The 13,957-nt window shown below is 70.1% G+C and carries 16 protein-coding genes; 4 read left to right on the forward strand and 12 right to left on the reverse strand.

The window, feature by feature from the left end; translation table 11 throughout:
• Window positions 1–11: 11 nt before the first annotated feature.
• Window positions 12–293, forward strand: coding sequence for an ArsR/SmtB family transcription factor (locus ACIBH1_RS17390; RefSeq protein ID WP_397314774.1), 282 nt, complete (start codon window positions 12–14; stop codon window positions 291–293).
• Window positions 290–676: a VOC family protein gene (locus ACIBH1_RS17395; protein WP_397314775.1), complete on the forward strand. Its 387-nt coding sequence runs from the start codon at window positions 290–292 to the stop codon at window positions 674–676. The genes ACIBH1_RS17390 and ACIBH1_RS17395 overlap by 4 nt, the downstream gene beginning before the upstream one ends.
• On the opposite strand, the gene ACIBH1_RS17400 is transcribed toward ACIBH1_RS17395, so the two are convergent.
• From ACIBH1_RS17400 to ACIBH1_RS17420, 5 genes are all read right to left on the reverse strand, one after another.
• Entirely contained in the window at window positions 673–1,557 is an 885-nt protein-coding gene (locus tag ACIBH1_RS17400) for a hypothetical protein (protein WP_397314776.1), read from the reverse strand. The two genes, ACIBH1_RS17395 and ACIBH1_RS17400, sit on opposite strands and share 4 nt — an antisense overlap.
• The gene (locus ACIBH1_RS17405) at window positions 1,554–2,855 is read right to left on the reverse strand and encodes a hypothetical protein (RefSeq protein ID WP_397314777.1); all 1,302 of its coding nucleotides are present in this window, start codon (window positions 2,853–2,855) and stop codon (window positions 1,554–1,556) included. The genes ACIBH1_RS17400 and ACIBH1_RS17405 overlap by 4 nt, the downstream gene beginning before the upstream one ends.
• A 93-nt stretch (window positions 2,856–2,948) precedes the next feature.
• Window positions 2,949–4,034 carry a Zn-dependent alcohol dehydrogenase gene (locus ACIBH1_RS17410; RefSeq protein WP_397314778.1) on the reverse strand — a complete coding sequence of 362 codons (1,086 nt, stop codon included), beginning with the start codon at window positions 4,032–4,034 and terminating at the stop codon, window positions 2,949–2,951.
• A 7-nt stretch (window positions 4,035–4,041) separates the two neighbouring features.
• Window positions 4,042–4,233, reverse strand: coding sequence for a ferredoxin (locus ACIBH1_RS17415; protein WP_181612926.1), 192 nt, complete (start codon window positions 4,231–4,233; stop codon window positions 4,042–4,044).
• A complete protein-coding gene (locus tag ACIBH1_RS17420; RefSeq protein ID WP_397314779.1) occupies window positions 4,233–4,673 on the reverse strand; it encodes a pyridoxamine 5'-phosphate oxidase family protein in 441 nt (146 codons plus the stop codon). The genes ACIBH1_RS17415 and ACIBH1_RS17420 overlap by 1 nt, the downstream gene beginning before the upstream one ends.
• A gap of 68 nt (window positions 4,674–4,741) precedes the next feature.
• On the opposite strand from ACIBH1_RS17420, the gene ACIBH1_RS17425 reads away from it, so the two are divergent.
• Complete coding sequence (locus ACIBH1_RS17425; protein ID WP_397314780.1) at window positions 4,742–5,356, forward strand: class I SAM-dependent methyltransferase; 615 nt, start codon at window positions 4,742–4,744, stop codon at window positions 5,354–5,356.
• A 14-nt stretch (window positions 5,357–5,370) separates the two neighbouring features.
• On the opposite strand, the gene ACIBH1_RS17430 is transcribed toward ACIBH1_RS17425, so the two are convergent.
• The 4 genes from ACIBH1_RS17430 to ACIBH1_RS17445 form a co-directional block, all read right to left on the reverse strand.
• A complete protein-coding gene (locus tag ACIBH1_RS17430) occupies window positions 5,371–6,267 on the reverse strand; it encodes a DUF1702 family protein (RefSeq protein ID WP_397315325.1) in 897 nt (298 codons plus the stop codon).
• Window positions 6,268–6,482: 215 nt separating this feature from the next.
• On the reverse strand, window positions 6,483–7,523 hold the full coding sequence (locus ACIBH1_RS17435) for a prenyltransferase (protein ID WP_397314781.1): 1,041 nt from the start codon (window positions 7,521–7,523) through the stop codon (window positions 6,483–6,485).
• Window positions 7,520–8,230 carry a class I SAM-dependent methyltransferase gene (locus ACIBH1_RS17440; RefSeq protein ID WP_181612921.1) on the reverse strand — a complete coding sequence of 237 codons (711 nt, stop codon included), beginning with the start codon at window positions 8,228–8,230 and terminating at the stop codon, window positions 7,520–7,522. Before ACIBH1_RS17440 ends, ACIBH1_RS17435 begins: the two co-directional genes overlap by 4 nt.
• Before the next feature lie 21 nt (window positions 8,231–8,251).
• Window positions 8,252–9,490 carry a glycosyltransferase family 4 protein gene (locus ACIBH1_RS17445; RefSeq protein WP_397314782.1) on the reverse strand — a complete coding sequence of 413 codons (1,239 nt, stop codon included), beginning with the start codon at window positions 9,488–9,490 and terminating at the stop codon, window positions 8,252–8,254.
• A 241-nt stretch (window positions 9,491–9,731) separates the two neighbouring features.
• On the opposite strand from ACIBH1_RS17445, the gene ACIBH1_RS17450 reads away from it, so the two are divergent.
• Window positions 9,732–10,754 (forward strand): GDP-mannose 4,6-dehydratase, encoded by a 1,023-nt coding sequence (locus ACIBH1_RS17450; protein WP_397314783.1) that lies wholly within the window; start codon window positions 9,732–9,734, stop codon window positions 10,752–10,754.
• A gap of 37 nt (window positions 10,755–10,791) precedes the next feature.
• Here the strand turns inward: ACIBH1_RS17450 and ACIBH1_RS17455 are convergent, their stop codons facing one another.
• From ACIBH1_RS17455 to ACIBH1_RS17465, 3 genes are all read right to left on the reverse strand, one after another.
• The gene (locus tag ACIBH1_RS17455; protein WP_397314784.1) at window positions 10,792–11,574 is read right to left on the reverse strand and encodes a hypothetical protein; all 783 of its coding nucleotides are present in this window, start codon (window positions 11,572–11,574) and stop codon (window positions 10,792–10,794) included.
• Between the two features lie 3 nt (window positions 11,575–11,577).
• Window positions 11,578–12,741 (reverse strand): L-histidine N(alpha)-methyltransferase, encoded by a 1,164-nt coding sequence (locus tag ACIBH1_RS17460; RefSeq protein WP_397314785.1) that lies wholly within the window; start codon window positions 12,739–12,741, stop codon window positions 11,578–11,580.
• A 466-nt stretch (window positions 12,742–13,207) separates the two neighbouring features.
• Window positions 13,208–13,945, reverse strand: coding sequence for a hypothetical protein (locus tag ACIBH1_RS17465; protein WP_397314786.1), 738 nt, complete (start codon window positions 13,943–13,945; stop codon window positions 13,208–13,210).
• Window positions 13,946–13,957 lie beyond the last annotated feature (12 nt).

Raw genomic sequence — 13,957 nt, forward strand, 5'->3', positions numbered from 1 at the left:
ATTGTGGAGTCATGCCCGATGATGTGTTCAAGGCGCTCGCCGACCCGACTCGCCGGATCATCCTCGACGAGCTGAGCGAGCGCGACGGGCAGACCCTCTTCGAGATCTGCACCCGGCTGGCGACCAAGCACGGCCTGGGCTCCTCTCGGCAGGCCGTCAGCCAGCACCTGGCCGTGCTGGAGGCGGCGGGCCTGGTCAGGACCCGCAGGCAGGGCCGCTACAAGTTCCACGACATCGACACCGAGCCGATCGAGCGCGTCCTCGCGCGATGGCTCAGGAAGGACCGGCCATGAGGATCCACCTGTCCAGCGTCTACGTCGACGACCAGGCCAAGGCTCTGGCCTTCTACACCGAGACGCTGGGATTCGCGAAGAAGACCGAGATCCCGATGGGCGAGGCCAGCTGGCTGACCGTGGTCTCGCCCGGCGACCCCGACGGGACCGAGCTGGTCCTGGAGCCGTCGGACCACCCGGCGGTCAAGCCCTACCGCGACGCGTTGCTGCACGACGGCATCCCCGCGACGTCGTTCGCTGTGGACGACGTCCAGGCGGAGTACGAGCGGCTGAGCGCGCTGGGCGTGCGGTTCACGCAGGAGCCGCTGGCCATGGGACCGGTCACCACGGCCGTGTTCGACGACACCTGCGGCAACCTGATCCAGATCGCCGCGATGGCCTAGGGTTCGTCCACCTCGGCGAGGATCTCCTGCGGGGTGATGGCGCGCACCCGCAGGTCGTACACCGCGCCGTCCGGCGTCGTCACGCAGAACCGGCTGCCGGGCACGGCCTGCGCGCGCCCCTCCGGACCCTCCGGGCGGCGGCAGTCGCCCTGGGTGAGGGCCGCTCCCGGCGGGGGCTCGAAGTAGATCTTCCCGTCGCTCCTGGTGACGGTGAGATCGGGGGCGCCCGGGGTGTTCGCGCCGGTCAGGAGGTCCAGGTCGACGGTGCCCGCGGTGGGCAGCGAGTGCTCGGCGGCGCCTCCGAGCAGGGTCCTGACGAGCAGGAAGGCCAGCAGGGCCACGACGACGGCCCCCGCGACGGCCACCAGGCGAAGGCGCGACACCCGGCCGGGCCGTACGGCACGCGCGGCACTCGGCACGGCACGCGCGACATTCGGGACGGGCGGCGCGACACTCGGGACGGGAGGCGGCTCGGCGGCCAGGCGGGCAGCCGGCACCTGCCTCCCGCCGGGCAGGGCCTGGGCCGTGCGGGGCCGGAAGGACTCCTCGGCGTCGAGGAACTCCCGATAGACGCCGACCGCCAGCTCCCGCGCCGCATCGACGTCGCGCATCGACACGGCGGTCCTGCTCACCACCCCGTAGCTGATCCTGAGCGGCCGGCCGAACTCGTCGAACTCCCCGTCGACGACCTCCGACCTGACCGCCAGCCGTACGGCCGGCCCGTCGGGCAGGCGCTCGGCCCGTTCCCCGTCGCGCCCGCTGGAGGCGGCCCGCGCCAGCCAGCCCAGCGCGCCCGGATCGGTGAGCAGGTCCGGCACGATCAGCAACCGGTAGCCGCGCTCGCGCCCCCTGCCGTAGAGGAATGGCCAGACCCGGCTCACGGGAGGTACCGCAGCTCGTACGAGAGGACCGACTCCGGCAGCTGCTCCTGCAGCGAGACCACCTGGCGCCGCATGATCTCCAGCAGCGCCGAGCGAGCCCGCAGGATGGTGGCGCGCTGGGCCGCGAAGGCGTCGACCTGCCGGAAGGCGTCCTCGCGCTCCTGGAGGAAGGGCCTGGCCAGCCATTCGGCGAGCAGCTCGACCGACTCGGCGGCCAGGCCGCCGTTGGGGACGGTCCCGGCCAGGCTCCGCAGCAGCCGGCGGGCGGGAGTCTGGGCCATGCCGGGCGCGGCGAGGTTCGCCCAGCCGCCGCCACGGCCCATCAGCCGTTGCAGCTCGCCCATCACCTGGGTGCGGGCGGCCTCGTCCAGCGCGTGCTCGACCTGCTGGAACAGATCGGGGACGACCGCGCACAGCGGGATCTCGACGTAGGTGGGGCTGGCCTCGGCGTCGGCGCGCTTGACCACGTGCCCGCCGGGGGCCAGATCCGCGAAGCCGTACCCGACCGCGGAGACCGGGATGAGGCGCAACATCCGGTCGCGGTTGTGCGTCAACACCAGCGCGCGGAACGCCTCGTTGGACAGCAGCGCGTCGCGGCACTTGCGCAGCCGTTCCCGGTCGTCGAAGCCGATCGGCTGCAGCAGGTCCCACTTGGTGATGAGGAACTGCACGGGGCAGGTGGCCCGCAGGGCGAGCTGGATGTAGGGGCGGATGGCCAGGTCGAGGCGGAACGCGGCGTTGACGTGGCCGTCGAAGTACTGGCGCAGCCGCAGGCCGTCGATGATGACCAGCATCACGCTGGCCTCCTCGACGTGGCGCAGCAGCACCTCGAACGACGACAGGTGCTCGGGACTCGCCTCGGTCAGCAGCTCGCCCGCGTAGTCGATGTACTTGATCCGCGCCAGCTCGTGGTGGGCGCCGTCGAGCTGGAGCATGCAGCCGAACTCGAACTCCCGCTCCTGGCCCACCCCGGTGCCCGAGGGCCAGAGCCCGGTCGGGTCGGAGATCTCGCGGTAGAGGGAGCTGAGGTAGTAGGCGTCGGAGTGGGGCAGGCGTAAGTAGTAGTTGCCCAGCTCGGGCCTGGGCGCCCACTGCCGGTAGAACATGCTGGCCAGCAGCGCCGTCTTGCCCGATCCCGGCACTCCCAGCGCGACCACCTTGAAGGTGGGCAGCAGGTGCTGGGCCGCCTGCCGTACGGGAGAGGCCGCCGCAGGGGCGGTCTGCCGCCGGCGTTTGCGCGCTCGGTCGATCAGCCAGATCACCGCACCGACGATGACCACGACAATCACGAGTTCCACGGCCACGGCTGCTCCTGACACAGTGAGCCCGCTGCTACCTGACTGGTCTATCAGGGGCAGCGGGCTTCGCTGTATGGGGATTAACCCGGACGATCAGTCCATGACGACGATCTGGCGCAGCACGTCGCCGCCGCGCAGGGCGTCCACGGCGTCGTTGAGGTCGGCCAGCTTGATCCTGGCGCTGATCATCGACTCCAGGTCCAGGTGCCCCGACCGCCAGAGCTTGGCGAAGCGGGGGAAGTCGTGGCGCACGTCGGACTCGCCGTACAGGCTGGACAGCAGCCGCTTGCCCTCGAACAGCAGGCTGAAGGCGGAGATGGAGACCATGTCGTCCATCGCGCCCGCGCCGACCACGACCACGTCGCCGCCCGCGCGGGTCGCCTGCCAGGCGCTCATGATGGACGCCGACTTGCCGACGACCTCGAAGCCGTAGTCGAAGCCGGTGCCGCCGGTGACCTCGCCGATCGCCTCCATCAGCTGCTCGGGGGTGCAGGTGTGGGTGGCGCCGACCTTCTTGGCCAGGGCGTGCTTCGACTCCAGCGGGTCGACGGCCAGGATCGCGCGGGCGCCGGAGATCCGGGCGCCCTGGATGACCGACAGGCCCACGCCGCCGCAGCCGATCACCGCGACCGTGCTGCCCGGCTTGACCTTGGCGGTGTTCAGCGCGGCGCCGACGCCCGTGGTGATGCCGCAGCCGATCAGGGCGGCGACCTCGTACGGCACGTCCTCGTCGATCTTGATGGCGCCCTGCCACGGCACCACGGCCTCCTCGGCCCAGGTGCCGCAACCGGCCATGCCGAACACCTGCTTGTCGCCGTCGTAGCGCAGCCTGGCGGTGGTGAACGACTCGATGACGTACTTCATGCACAGGAACGGCTGGCCGCCCACGCACAGCTCGCACTGCTGGCAGGCGGGACGCCAGTTGATGATGACGTGGTCGCCCGGCTTGACGGTCTCCACGTGGTCGCCGACCTCGAGCACCTCGCCCGCGCCCTCGTGGCCGGGCACCAGCGGCATCGGCTGGGGCAGGATGCCGCTCATGGCCGACAGGTCCGAGTGGCAGACGCCGGTCGCCTTGATCTTTACTCGGACGTCGGTCGGCCCCAGCGGGGTCAGGGTGACGTCGTCACGGATATCGAGCTTGTCATGGCCTGCGGCGTGGACGAGAGCGGCGCGCATACTCGGATCACTCCTCCAGTGAGAGGGCGGCTTTGGGGCAGGAACGGACCGCGTGTCGAACGCGGTCCGCCAGCTCTGGGGGTGGCTCGGGCATCAGCACGTGCAGGTTGTCGTCGTCGTCCACGTCGAACACCTGGGGCGCCAGGCCCATGCAGACGGCGTTCGCCTCGCAGACGTCGTAGTCGACCTTGATCTTCATCACAGCCTCCTGTGGTCCCATGAGACCACCCGGGTGGGCTCGACGACGAAGGCCACGCGCTTTTTCCCGGTCTGTTCCACGTACGGCAGAAGCAGGTCGTCCGGCACGCCGGGCGTCATGCGCCTGGCGATGTCGAGACCCAGGTCGAGGGTCTTCTCGACCTGTTTGGCGATGCCGTACAGCAGCACGCCGCGCAGCTCGTTGTAATCGTCTCCGGCCTCGATCAGGCAGCTCACCCTGGGGTCTCGTGCGATGTTGAGCGTCTTCTGGGCCTTACCGTAAGTCCAGAACCCGATCTTGCCGTCGGCGAGGGCGTAGAACATCGTCACCAGATGCGGTGTGCCGTCGGGATTGATGGTCGCGAGCTGGAGCTTGCGTGACGCGGCGAGGAAGGCGGCCACCTCGTCCTCGGTCATCGCGATGCGGGCGCGCTGATTCACGAGCCAAGTAGAACAGGTTCCAGAATGTCGTACAAGAGCTTTGTTCGGGTGGAATAGGGTGGGCGACCATGGACAAGGATCTCCGGCGCGCCGCCGCGCAGGCCAAGGGCTTCATGCCTGACAACGAGGGACTCGCCCTCTACGAGACGGCTGTCCGGTACGGCACGCGGGGCCCGATCTGCGAGATCGGCACCTACTGCGGCAAGTCGGCGATCTACCTGGGAGCCGCCGCCCGCGAGGCGGGATCCGTGGTCGTCACCGTCGACCACCACCGCGGCTCGGAGGAGATCCAGCCCGGCTGGGCCTACCACGACCCGACCCTCGTCGACCCGCGCTTCGGCAAGATGGACTCGCTGCCCTTCTTCCGCGCGGCCATCGCCTCGGCCGGGCTCGAGGAGGAGGTCGTCGCGATCGTCGGGCGCTCCGAGCGGGTCGCGGCGTTGTGGAACACGCCGCTTGGCATGCTCTTCATCGACGGCGGGCACTCCGAGGAGCCGGTCACCCGCGACTACGAGGGCTGGGCGCGCTTCGTCGAGCCGGGCAGCGCTCTGGTCTTCCACGACATCTACCCCGACCCGGCCGACGGCGGCCAGGCGCCCTACCGGGTGTACCTTCGGGCGCTCGACGAAGGGTTCAAGGAGGTCAGGGTGGAGGGCTCGCTGCGGGTGCTGGAGCGCGTCTAGCTTTCCGAGCGTGCTCAGCCCCGCCTGGTGAACGCTTTCCTGGTGTGCGCGCGCCAGCTCAGGTAGTCGTCGGCGGTGCGCGGGTCGTGGCCCAGCGCGATCATCGCCCGGTCCACGCGCGCCGCCGCGTCGTCGGCCTCAGCCCCGGTCAGGAGCTGCACCGCCTGGGCGGTGTGCGCCGGCAGGTGCCCGGAGCGCAGCGAGGCCGCCGCAGCGAAGGCGCTGCCCTGCGCCAGGTGGGCGCGGAAGCCGTCGGTCGAGGCGTGGAAGGCCAGGCTGCACAGCTCGTCGGAGTCGGCGCCGCCGACGGAGGTGGCCGCGAACCCGGCCCCGCTCCACAGGTCGCCGCGCCGCATCGCCGGGAACGACCAGATGCGGGCCGCGACGTCCTCGGGCGCCGCGCACTCGTGGAACCACAGCAGGCGCCCGAGCCCCTGGTCGGCGATCGCGCACTCGGCGCGGGTGCGCAGGCTCGGCATGATGCGCCTGCCCACCGTCTGGTCGGTGAGCGTGAGCGCCCGCTGGAACCCGTAGCCGTCCAGCGCCGCCCACCTCAGCAGCGGATCCAGGCGGGCGAAGGTCCTGCGCACCGGCACCCGGGCGTAAGCCCGGCCGGCGCCCAGGTGGACGGCGTGCGAGTGACGTTTGGCGGGGCCGGTTTGTAGCTCGTGCAGGCGCCGGCCCCGGGTCGGTGTGGCCAGATCGAGGAGCGTGCAGGCGCTGGCCGCGCCCTCGTAGGCGAATCCTCGCTGGTCAGGGGAGATGGTGTCGATGGTGTGGGTCTCGTCGGCCAGGGCGGAGTTGAAGCCGAAGATGTACGACTTCTCCGCCCTTTCGAGGATCTCTCGTGATGGGCCCGGGCGCAGGCGGAAACGGTACCGGGCCAGTTCGGCCTCGGCGGGCTCCATCACCAGCAAGCGCCTCAGGCCACGGGGCGTGGTTGGTGCCGGTTCGGTCCAGACCTGGTCCAAGAGCGATGTTGCGCCCACTGTTCCCCCGAAGACGCCCGTTTGTGGCCAGTCCCGAAACTAGTAAGGGCATGACGGGATCGGCGGACGGCACTCCGAGGATTCGCCGTAAAAGAACGGCAAATCGGCTTGCTCTGCCGTACCCGGGTCCTGGCGGATCAGGCTCGCGCGGGCGTGCAGCCGCAGGCCTCGGGGTCGGCGGGGACCACGCCCGGCGCCGCCGCGGCACGGAAGATGCCCGCCGCCGGCGTCAGCCCCGACAGGGCGTCGGCGGCCAGCACCACCGCGGCGGACGTATAACCGGACCGCTCGTGCGGGAAGTGTTTGCGGTTGGCGAACTGCCAGCCGGTCCAGTACGAGCCGTCGTCGTGGCGCAGATGCTGCATGTCGTCGAACAGCCGCTCCGCCCGCGAACGGTCACCGAGCGCGTCGAGCGCCAGCACCAGCTCGCAGGTCTCGGCCCCGGTCACCCACGGCTGGTCGGAGACGCAGCGGATGCCCAGGCCCGGCACGACGAAGGTGGCCCACTCGCGGTGCAGCAGCTCGAAGGCGTCGGGGCCGCGTACGGCGCCGCCGAGCACCGGGTAGTACCAGTCCATCGAGAAGCGGCTCTTGTCGGCGAACGCCTCGGGATGGGCCTTGATCACGTGCGCCAGCCGGTCGGCGGCCAGCTCCCAGTGCGGCTGCGGGTCGTCGAGGTGATCGGCCAGCAGCACGCCGCAGCGCAGCCCCTGGTGGATCGACGAGCTGCCGGTGAGCAGGGCGTAGTCGGAGGCGCGGCCCACCGCGTCGCGCTCCCAGACGATCTCACCGCGCGGGGCCTGCAGGCCGACCACGTAGTCGAGCGCCTTCTTGACCACGGGCCACATGCGCTCGGCGAAGGCCTGGTCCTTGGTGACGAGCAGCTCGTGCCAGACACCCACGGCGATGTAGGCGGCGTGGTTGGACTCGCCGTTGGCCTCCACGGGACGGCCGTCGAGGATCTTGGAAGCCCAGGAGCCGTCGGTGCGCTGGTGGTTCTCGAGCCACTCGTAGCCCTTGCGGACCTCGGCGCCGAGTCCGGCCACCGACATGGCCATCAGGCACTCGATGTGGTTCCAGGCGTCCACGTGCCCCTCGGGCCACGGCACGCCGCCGTCGTCGCCCTGGATCGCCGCGATGCTCCTGGCGGTCTGGACGACCTGAGAGCGGGAGATCATGGCTTCCTGACGTAGAGGACCACGCTCTTGCCGATCAGCGGGTTGAGGACGGCCTCGGCGATCCTCGTGGCCGCGGGGCGCTTCATGATGTCCCAGACCAGCAGCTCGTGGTAGGCCTTGGCCAGCGGGTGGTCGTCGTTGTTGACGCCCACCGCGCACTTGATCCACCAGTACGGCGCGTGCAGGCCGTGCGCGTGGTGGTGCGGGCCGATCTCGAACCCGGTCGCCTTGAGCTTGGCCTGGAGCTCGGCCAGGGTGTAGATCCTGACATGTCCGCCAGGAGCGGTGTGATACGCCTCGTCCAGCGCCCAGCAGATGCGCTCCGGCAGGAACGCCGGCACCGTGATCGCGGCGGTGCCGCCCGGCTTGAGCACGCGCAGCAGCTCGCGCATCGCGGCCATGTCGTCCGGGATGTGCTCCAGGATCTCGGCGGCGATCACCTTGTCGAAGCTGGCGTCCTCGAAGGGCATCTCCAGGGCGTTGCCGTGCACGGTCTCGCCGTGGGCGCCCTCGGGGACCTCGCCCGCCTCCTCCATGGCCAGGAACATGGACTTCACGCTGTCGAGCTCGGTCTGGTCCATGTCGAAGGCCACCACGTCCGCGCCCCGCCGCAGCACCTCGAAGGCGTGACGGCCACCGCCGCAGCCCAGATCGAGCACCCGCACCCCGGGCCCCACGGGCAGCCGGGCGAAGTCAACGGTCAGCACTTTGGAGATCTCCTTAGGGTGTTATCGGCGCTTGAAGTTCGTGATGGCCTCGCGGTGGGCCTCGACGGTGCGCTTGGCCACGACCTGCCAGGTGTAGCGCTCCATCGCGCGGTCGTAGCCGGCCTTGCCCACCCGCTCGCGCTCCTCGGGGGAGTCGTGCAGGCGGCGCAGGACCGCGGCCAGCTCCTCGGCGTCGCCCGGCGCCACCTGCACGGCGGCGTCGCCAACGACCTCGGGCAGCGCGCCGGTACGGCTGGCGATCAGCGGGGTGCCGCAGGCCATGTGCTCGACGGCGGGCAGCGAGAACCCTTCGTACAGGCTCGGGACGACGGAGATCTCACTGGTGGCGATCAGCTCGCCCAGCTCGGTGTCGGAGATCCCGTGCACGAAACGCACCCGGTCGGACAGCGACAGCTCCTGGACGAGCTTCTCGGTCGGGCCGCCCGGCGTGGGCTTGCTGACCACCGTCAGGTTCACGTCGCGCTCGGTCGCGAGCTTGGCGACCGCCCGCAGCAGCGTCGCCACGCCCTTCATCGGCGAGTCGGCGCTGGCCACCGCCACGATGGAGCCCTTGCGCTTGGGCAGGTGCGGGCGCGGGTGGAAGTAGCGGGTGTCGACGCCCAGCGGGATCAGGCGCATGTTGGCCTGCGGGACGTTGAAGTCGCGGTGGATGTCGGCCAGCGACGACTCGCTGACGGTGAGGATCGGGTTGAGCTTCGGCGCGACCTTGGCCTGCATCTTGACGAAGCCGTACCAGCGGCGCATCGTCAGCTTCTTCCAGCTCTTGGCCGCTTCGAGCTCGATGCGGCGGTCGACGCTGATCGGGTGGTGGATCGTGCCGACCACGGGGAACAGCTTCTGGATGCCCAGCAGGCCGTAGCCGAGGGTCTGGTTGTCCTGGACGACGTCGAAGTCTCCCTGGCGCTTCTTCAGCTCGCGCAGGGCACGCAGGGTGAAGGTCAGCGGCTCGGGGAAGCCGGCGGTGAGCATGGTGCCGTACTCGAGGACGTCGATCCAGTCGCGAAACTCGCGCAGCTTCGGCGTGCGGAACGGGTCCTCGTCCATGTACAGGTCCAGGCTCGGGACCTTGTTGAGGATCACACCCTCGTCGAGTTCCGGGTAGGGCTGGCCGGAGAAGACCTCGACGTGGTGGCCCAGCGCGACCAGCTCGCGGCTGAGGTGCCGCAAGTAGACGCCTTGACCGCCGCACGTGGGCTTGCTGCGGTAAGAGAGCAGTGCGATCCGCAGCGTGTCGCTCACGGACACCCCTTTCTCGCCGGTAGGACCCGTGAGACGGGTGTGTACCGTGGAAGATGACCTTAGCCGGAAAGGCTACCATTCGGTAGGTCACGTGGAATTGTGCCCATTGGCATGCGCAGGCCTCGCGAACTGCGAAGTTGTGCTGACCGAGCGTTATTCTGTGGAACACGTTCTACCTGATCTTGTGCTGTACGTCCAAAGTGCCGGTACATTGCCCTGAAAGTCACAGTTGGAGGACCTCTTGGCCAGGCGCGCTCTGATCACCGGCATCACCGGCCAGGACGGTTCCTACCTCGCCGAGCACCTGCTCAGCGAGGGATACGAGGTCTGGGGCCTGGCCCGGGGCCAGGCCAACCCGCGCGTCTCGCGCATGCGCAAACTGCTGGCCGACGTCCGGATCGCCCGCGGCGACCTGCTCGACCAGGGCTCGCTCATCTCCGCGGTGGAGAAGGTCCAGCCCGACGAGGTGTACAACCTCGGAGCCATCTCGTTCGTGCCCATGTCGTGGGAGCAGGCCGAGCTCACGGCCGAGGTCACGGGGATGGGCGTGCTCCGGATGCTCGAGGCGATCCGGGTGTGCTCGGGCATCTCCAGAGGTTCGGCCACCTCCCGCCAGATCCGCTTCTACCAGGCCTCCTCCTCCGAGATGTTCGGCCAGGTCAGCGAGACCCCCCAAACCGAGCGCACCTCCTTCCACCCCCGCTCGCCGTACGGCGTCGCCAAGGCCTACGGGCACTTCCTCACCCAGAACTACCGCGAGTCCTACGGGATGTTCGCCGTCTCCGGAATCCTGTTCAACCACGAGTCGCCGCGCCGGGGCGCCGAGTTCGTCACCAGGAAGGTGTCGCTCGGAGTCGCCCGCATCAAGCTCGGCATGGCCACCGAACTGCGCCTGGGCAACCTGGAGGCGCGACGCGACTGGGGATTCGCCGGCGACTACGTACGGGCGATGCACCTGATGCTGCAGGCGGCCACCCCCGAGGACTACGTCATCGGGACGGGGCGGATGAAGTCGGTGCGCGAACTCGTCGAGGCCGCCTTCTCGGCGGCGGGGCTGGACTGGGAGCAGTACGTGGTCTGCGACTCGTCGCTTCACCGGCCCGCCGAGGTGGACCTGCTGTGCGCGGACCCCAAGAAGGCGCGGGTCCAGCTCGGGTGGGAGCCCACGGTTTCGTTCGACGAGCTTGTGGCGATGATGGTCGAATCGGACATTCGTCTCCTTTCCGAGGGGGGCGACCCGGACCAGGACTCCTCCTGGCCCTGATCGGTCGCGTTCGCCTCGCCGACCTACCCGTGCTCGATCACTCCGCCTCGGGCACCGCTTGACTTTGGAACGCTGGGCCTTGGAACGCCGGGCCCTGGAATGCCGGGCCCTGGAATGCCGGGCCCTGGAGCTTTTGTCCCTGGAGGGGCTGCCCTTGGAGCGGCTGTCCCTGGAGCGGCTGTCCCTGGAGTCCCGGCTGCCCCCGGAGGGCAGGCTGCAGGCGGGCGGCCCACCATCGGCGTGTCGGACCCTGCAACGTCTCCTCCAGGCAGGCCTCGCAGACCTCCAGCCGAGCCGTCACCCCGGCGAGGAATCCGCCCGGCTGACCGATGCCGCGCAAGTAGGCCAGCTCCCGGTGATCGAGGGTGTCGATCGTGCACAACCGCAGTTCGGTGACATCAAGCCGCCGGTTGAGATCCTGCGCCACGTTACGCCAGTCGAGCAGCATCTCCAGAAACTTCTCGTCGCGCCCCACGTCGAGAGCGCCGGAAATGAAGACGGTGTCGACCGTGCCCAGCAGCAGCCGCGGATAGACCTGCCCGACCCCCTGGTTCTCGGGCCGGAAGCGGGGATCGGCCAGGATCCGCTTGTTCTGCCCGAACTCGCGGCGCAACGCGATGAGCGCATGACGCCGGCGCTCGGCCTCCGCGGCCCAGCGCTCGGCCGGGATGCCCGTCAGCGCCGCCGTGAGGGCCAGCGCGGTGGCGGCCGGTTCGAGCCACGTGTCCGTGCCGTCGGCCGCCCACCACCACCAGCACGCCGAGACCAGGGCCAGCCCCAGGGCGCCCAGAGTCGTCAGCCGGATCGCCAGGCGGACCATGGCTCACCCGATTCTCGGGGCGCCGCCACCCGCCCCCCAGACCCTGCCCAGCGGCGAGGTCGTGCCATCGACGTGCGGCTCGTACCGCAGCAGCACCACACCCAGCCCGAAGTTGGCCGAGTCGCGCACCTCCTCCTTGGTGTCGCCGAATTCGATGTCGACCGCCATCTCGTGCAGACCGCAGGTCCCGAACAGCGTGCGCAGCCCGTCGACCCAGTAGTTGCGCGCCACCGACAGCCGGATCCCCTCGCCCGCGCGGAACGGGATCACCTCGCGGTTGGGCAGCATCAGCGGGATCGTCGCTCCGGACTTGTTGACGTAGGAGGCCTCGATCCTGATCGCGTGGGAGTCTTCCACGCTGCCGACGAACTCCAGGTTGTTGGTGTCGACCGTCAAGTCGGTATAGGTGCCAAGCGATGCCGTCGCGAACTCGTTGTAGAGGCGGCTTCCACGCCGCTCGGCCGCCGCGGCCGCCGCGGTCGACTCCGTCAGCACATCAGTCGTCGCGATCTCCAGGGCCAGCCGGTCCTGCGGCCTGAGCACCGTGGTGAGGTTCTTGAGGAAGTCCTTGTCGCGCTCGATGTTGGCCAGCGTGTTGCCCAGCAGGCTGAAGAGGATGGGATCGTCGCCGACCATGTCGTTGAGGAGCTTGCGGAGCGCCCGGAGACTGGAGCGGTCCTCGAAGTCGAGCTCGATCGGGAGCACCCGGCCGGGCAGGCGCTTGCGGATCTCGTCGGTGCCCAGGCGCAGCATGTGGGCGCTGATGTCGAGGGCGATGTAGAGCAGGTCGGGGTTGTTACGCTGGAGCTGGTTGAGGATGAGCCAGTCCTTCTCACCGCTGCCGACGCCGAGGCTGACGTAGTGGTAGCGCGCGTCGTCGAGGGCCGGCAGGCAGGTGTCCCACAGCCTGGCGAACCACTTGAGCGAGTCGTAGAGGACCGGATACGACGGGTCGCGGCAGGTGAGCAGCCAGGAGATCGTCGGCACGAGACCGACGTAGCGGTGCTTGCTCTCGATCTTCTTGCCCGACCCGTCGGGATTACCCTTCAACCCGCGGACGAGATCGTTGAGGAAGTCGCGCGGATCGGCGCCTTCGAGGTTGAGGGACCAGCGGCCCCATTCCTTCTCGAGGGCGCTGTCTAAGCGGGTGAAGAGTCCCTCGGCCACAGACCACACTCCACTGGTCGGGATTCCTAGATGCCGAACGCGTGGCGCGGGCGCATCGTTCCGCTCCCGCGCCTCCCACGGCGGGCAGCATTCCCCGGTGCGGGCTTTCTCACTCGGCGGTGAGCACACTCGGACACGGTGGGTGGGGTGACTGGCCGTCTGAGGGCGCCACTGCCGCCGCACCGGCCTCACGAAGTCCGTTGATCACCACTGTCTGCGTCGGTGGACGCAGTGGGTCGGGGCACCCGCTCCTCTGCGTCGGTGGGCACGGTGGGGTAGGGGCGCCGCACCTGCGTCGCTGGGCACGGTGGGGCCGGGGCGGCGCGCCTGCGTCGGTGGGTGGCAGGGGGGTAGGGGTACCTGCTCCTGCGTCGCTGGGCACGGTGGGGTCGGGGCGGCGCGTCTGCGGCGGCGGGCGCGGCGGACTGGGGATGCCGAGCCGCGCTCGCATCCCTGGCGCGGCTCCTCACCAGCGTCTGCGGCGGTGGGCGCGGATGCGGGACAGGACGCGGGCGGTGCGGGCGCTGCCGGGGCGCCAGCCGCGCTCGAACAGGGCGTTGGCCACGACCTCGATCACGTCGCCGCAGCGGGCAGGGAAGACCGACCTGTCGACGGGGAAGACGCGCCAGCCGAGGCCGCGGAGCCTTTTGCGGCGCTGGGAGTCGTGGTCGCGGTCGCGTTCGGAGGAGTGGTGCTCGTGGCCGTCGTACTCGACGGCGACCTTGAACTCCTCCCAGCCCAGGTCGAGGTAGGCGCGGCGGCCGTCGCCGAGGGGGACCGGGATCTGGGTGGCGGGAGGAGGCAGCCAGGCCTCGATGAGGACGACGCGGAGCCAGCTCTCACGGGGTGAGGCCGAGCCGCGGTCGGCCATGAGGAGGGTGTCGCGTTGGCGCCAGTGGCCTCCCGCCTGGCGGGCCAGCGAATCCAGGTCGAGGCCGCGGCGGGCGAACTGGTCGAGTGCGGCGACGGCCTCGGGGCGGGGCAGCCAGCGGGCGCAGTCGAGGGCGGTGCGTTCCTGGGTGGTCACACGGACCCCGTCGCGCAGGGTGACCTCACGGGCGGGGACGGCTTCGACGTGGGTGAGGCAGCCGACGAGCTCCATGGGCTCGGGGACGGCCAGTTCGACCGGCCACGCGGCTTCGGGGGCGCTCCAGGGGAGGGCGGTCAGGCCCCAGAGGTGGGCGGCGGTTTGGCGGCAGGCCACCGCCTGGGGGAT

This window comes from Nonomuraea sp. NPDC050663 (genome assembly GCF_044456985.1).
Classification (GTDB): domain Bacteria; phylum Actinomycetota; class Actinomycetes; order Streptosporangiales; family Streptosporangiaceae; genus Nonomuraea.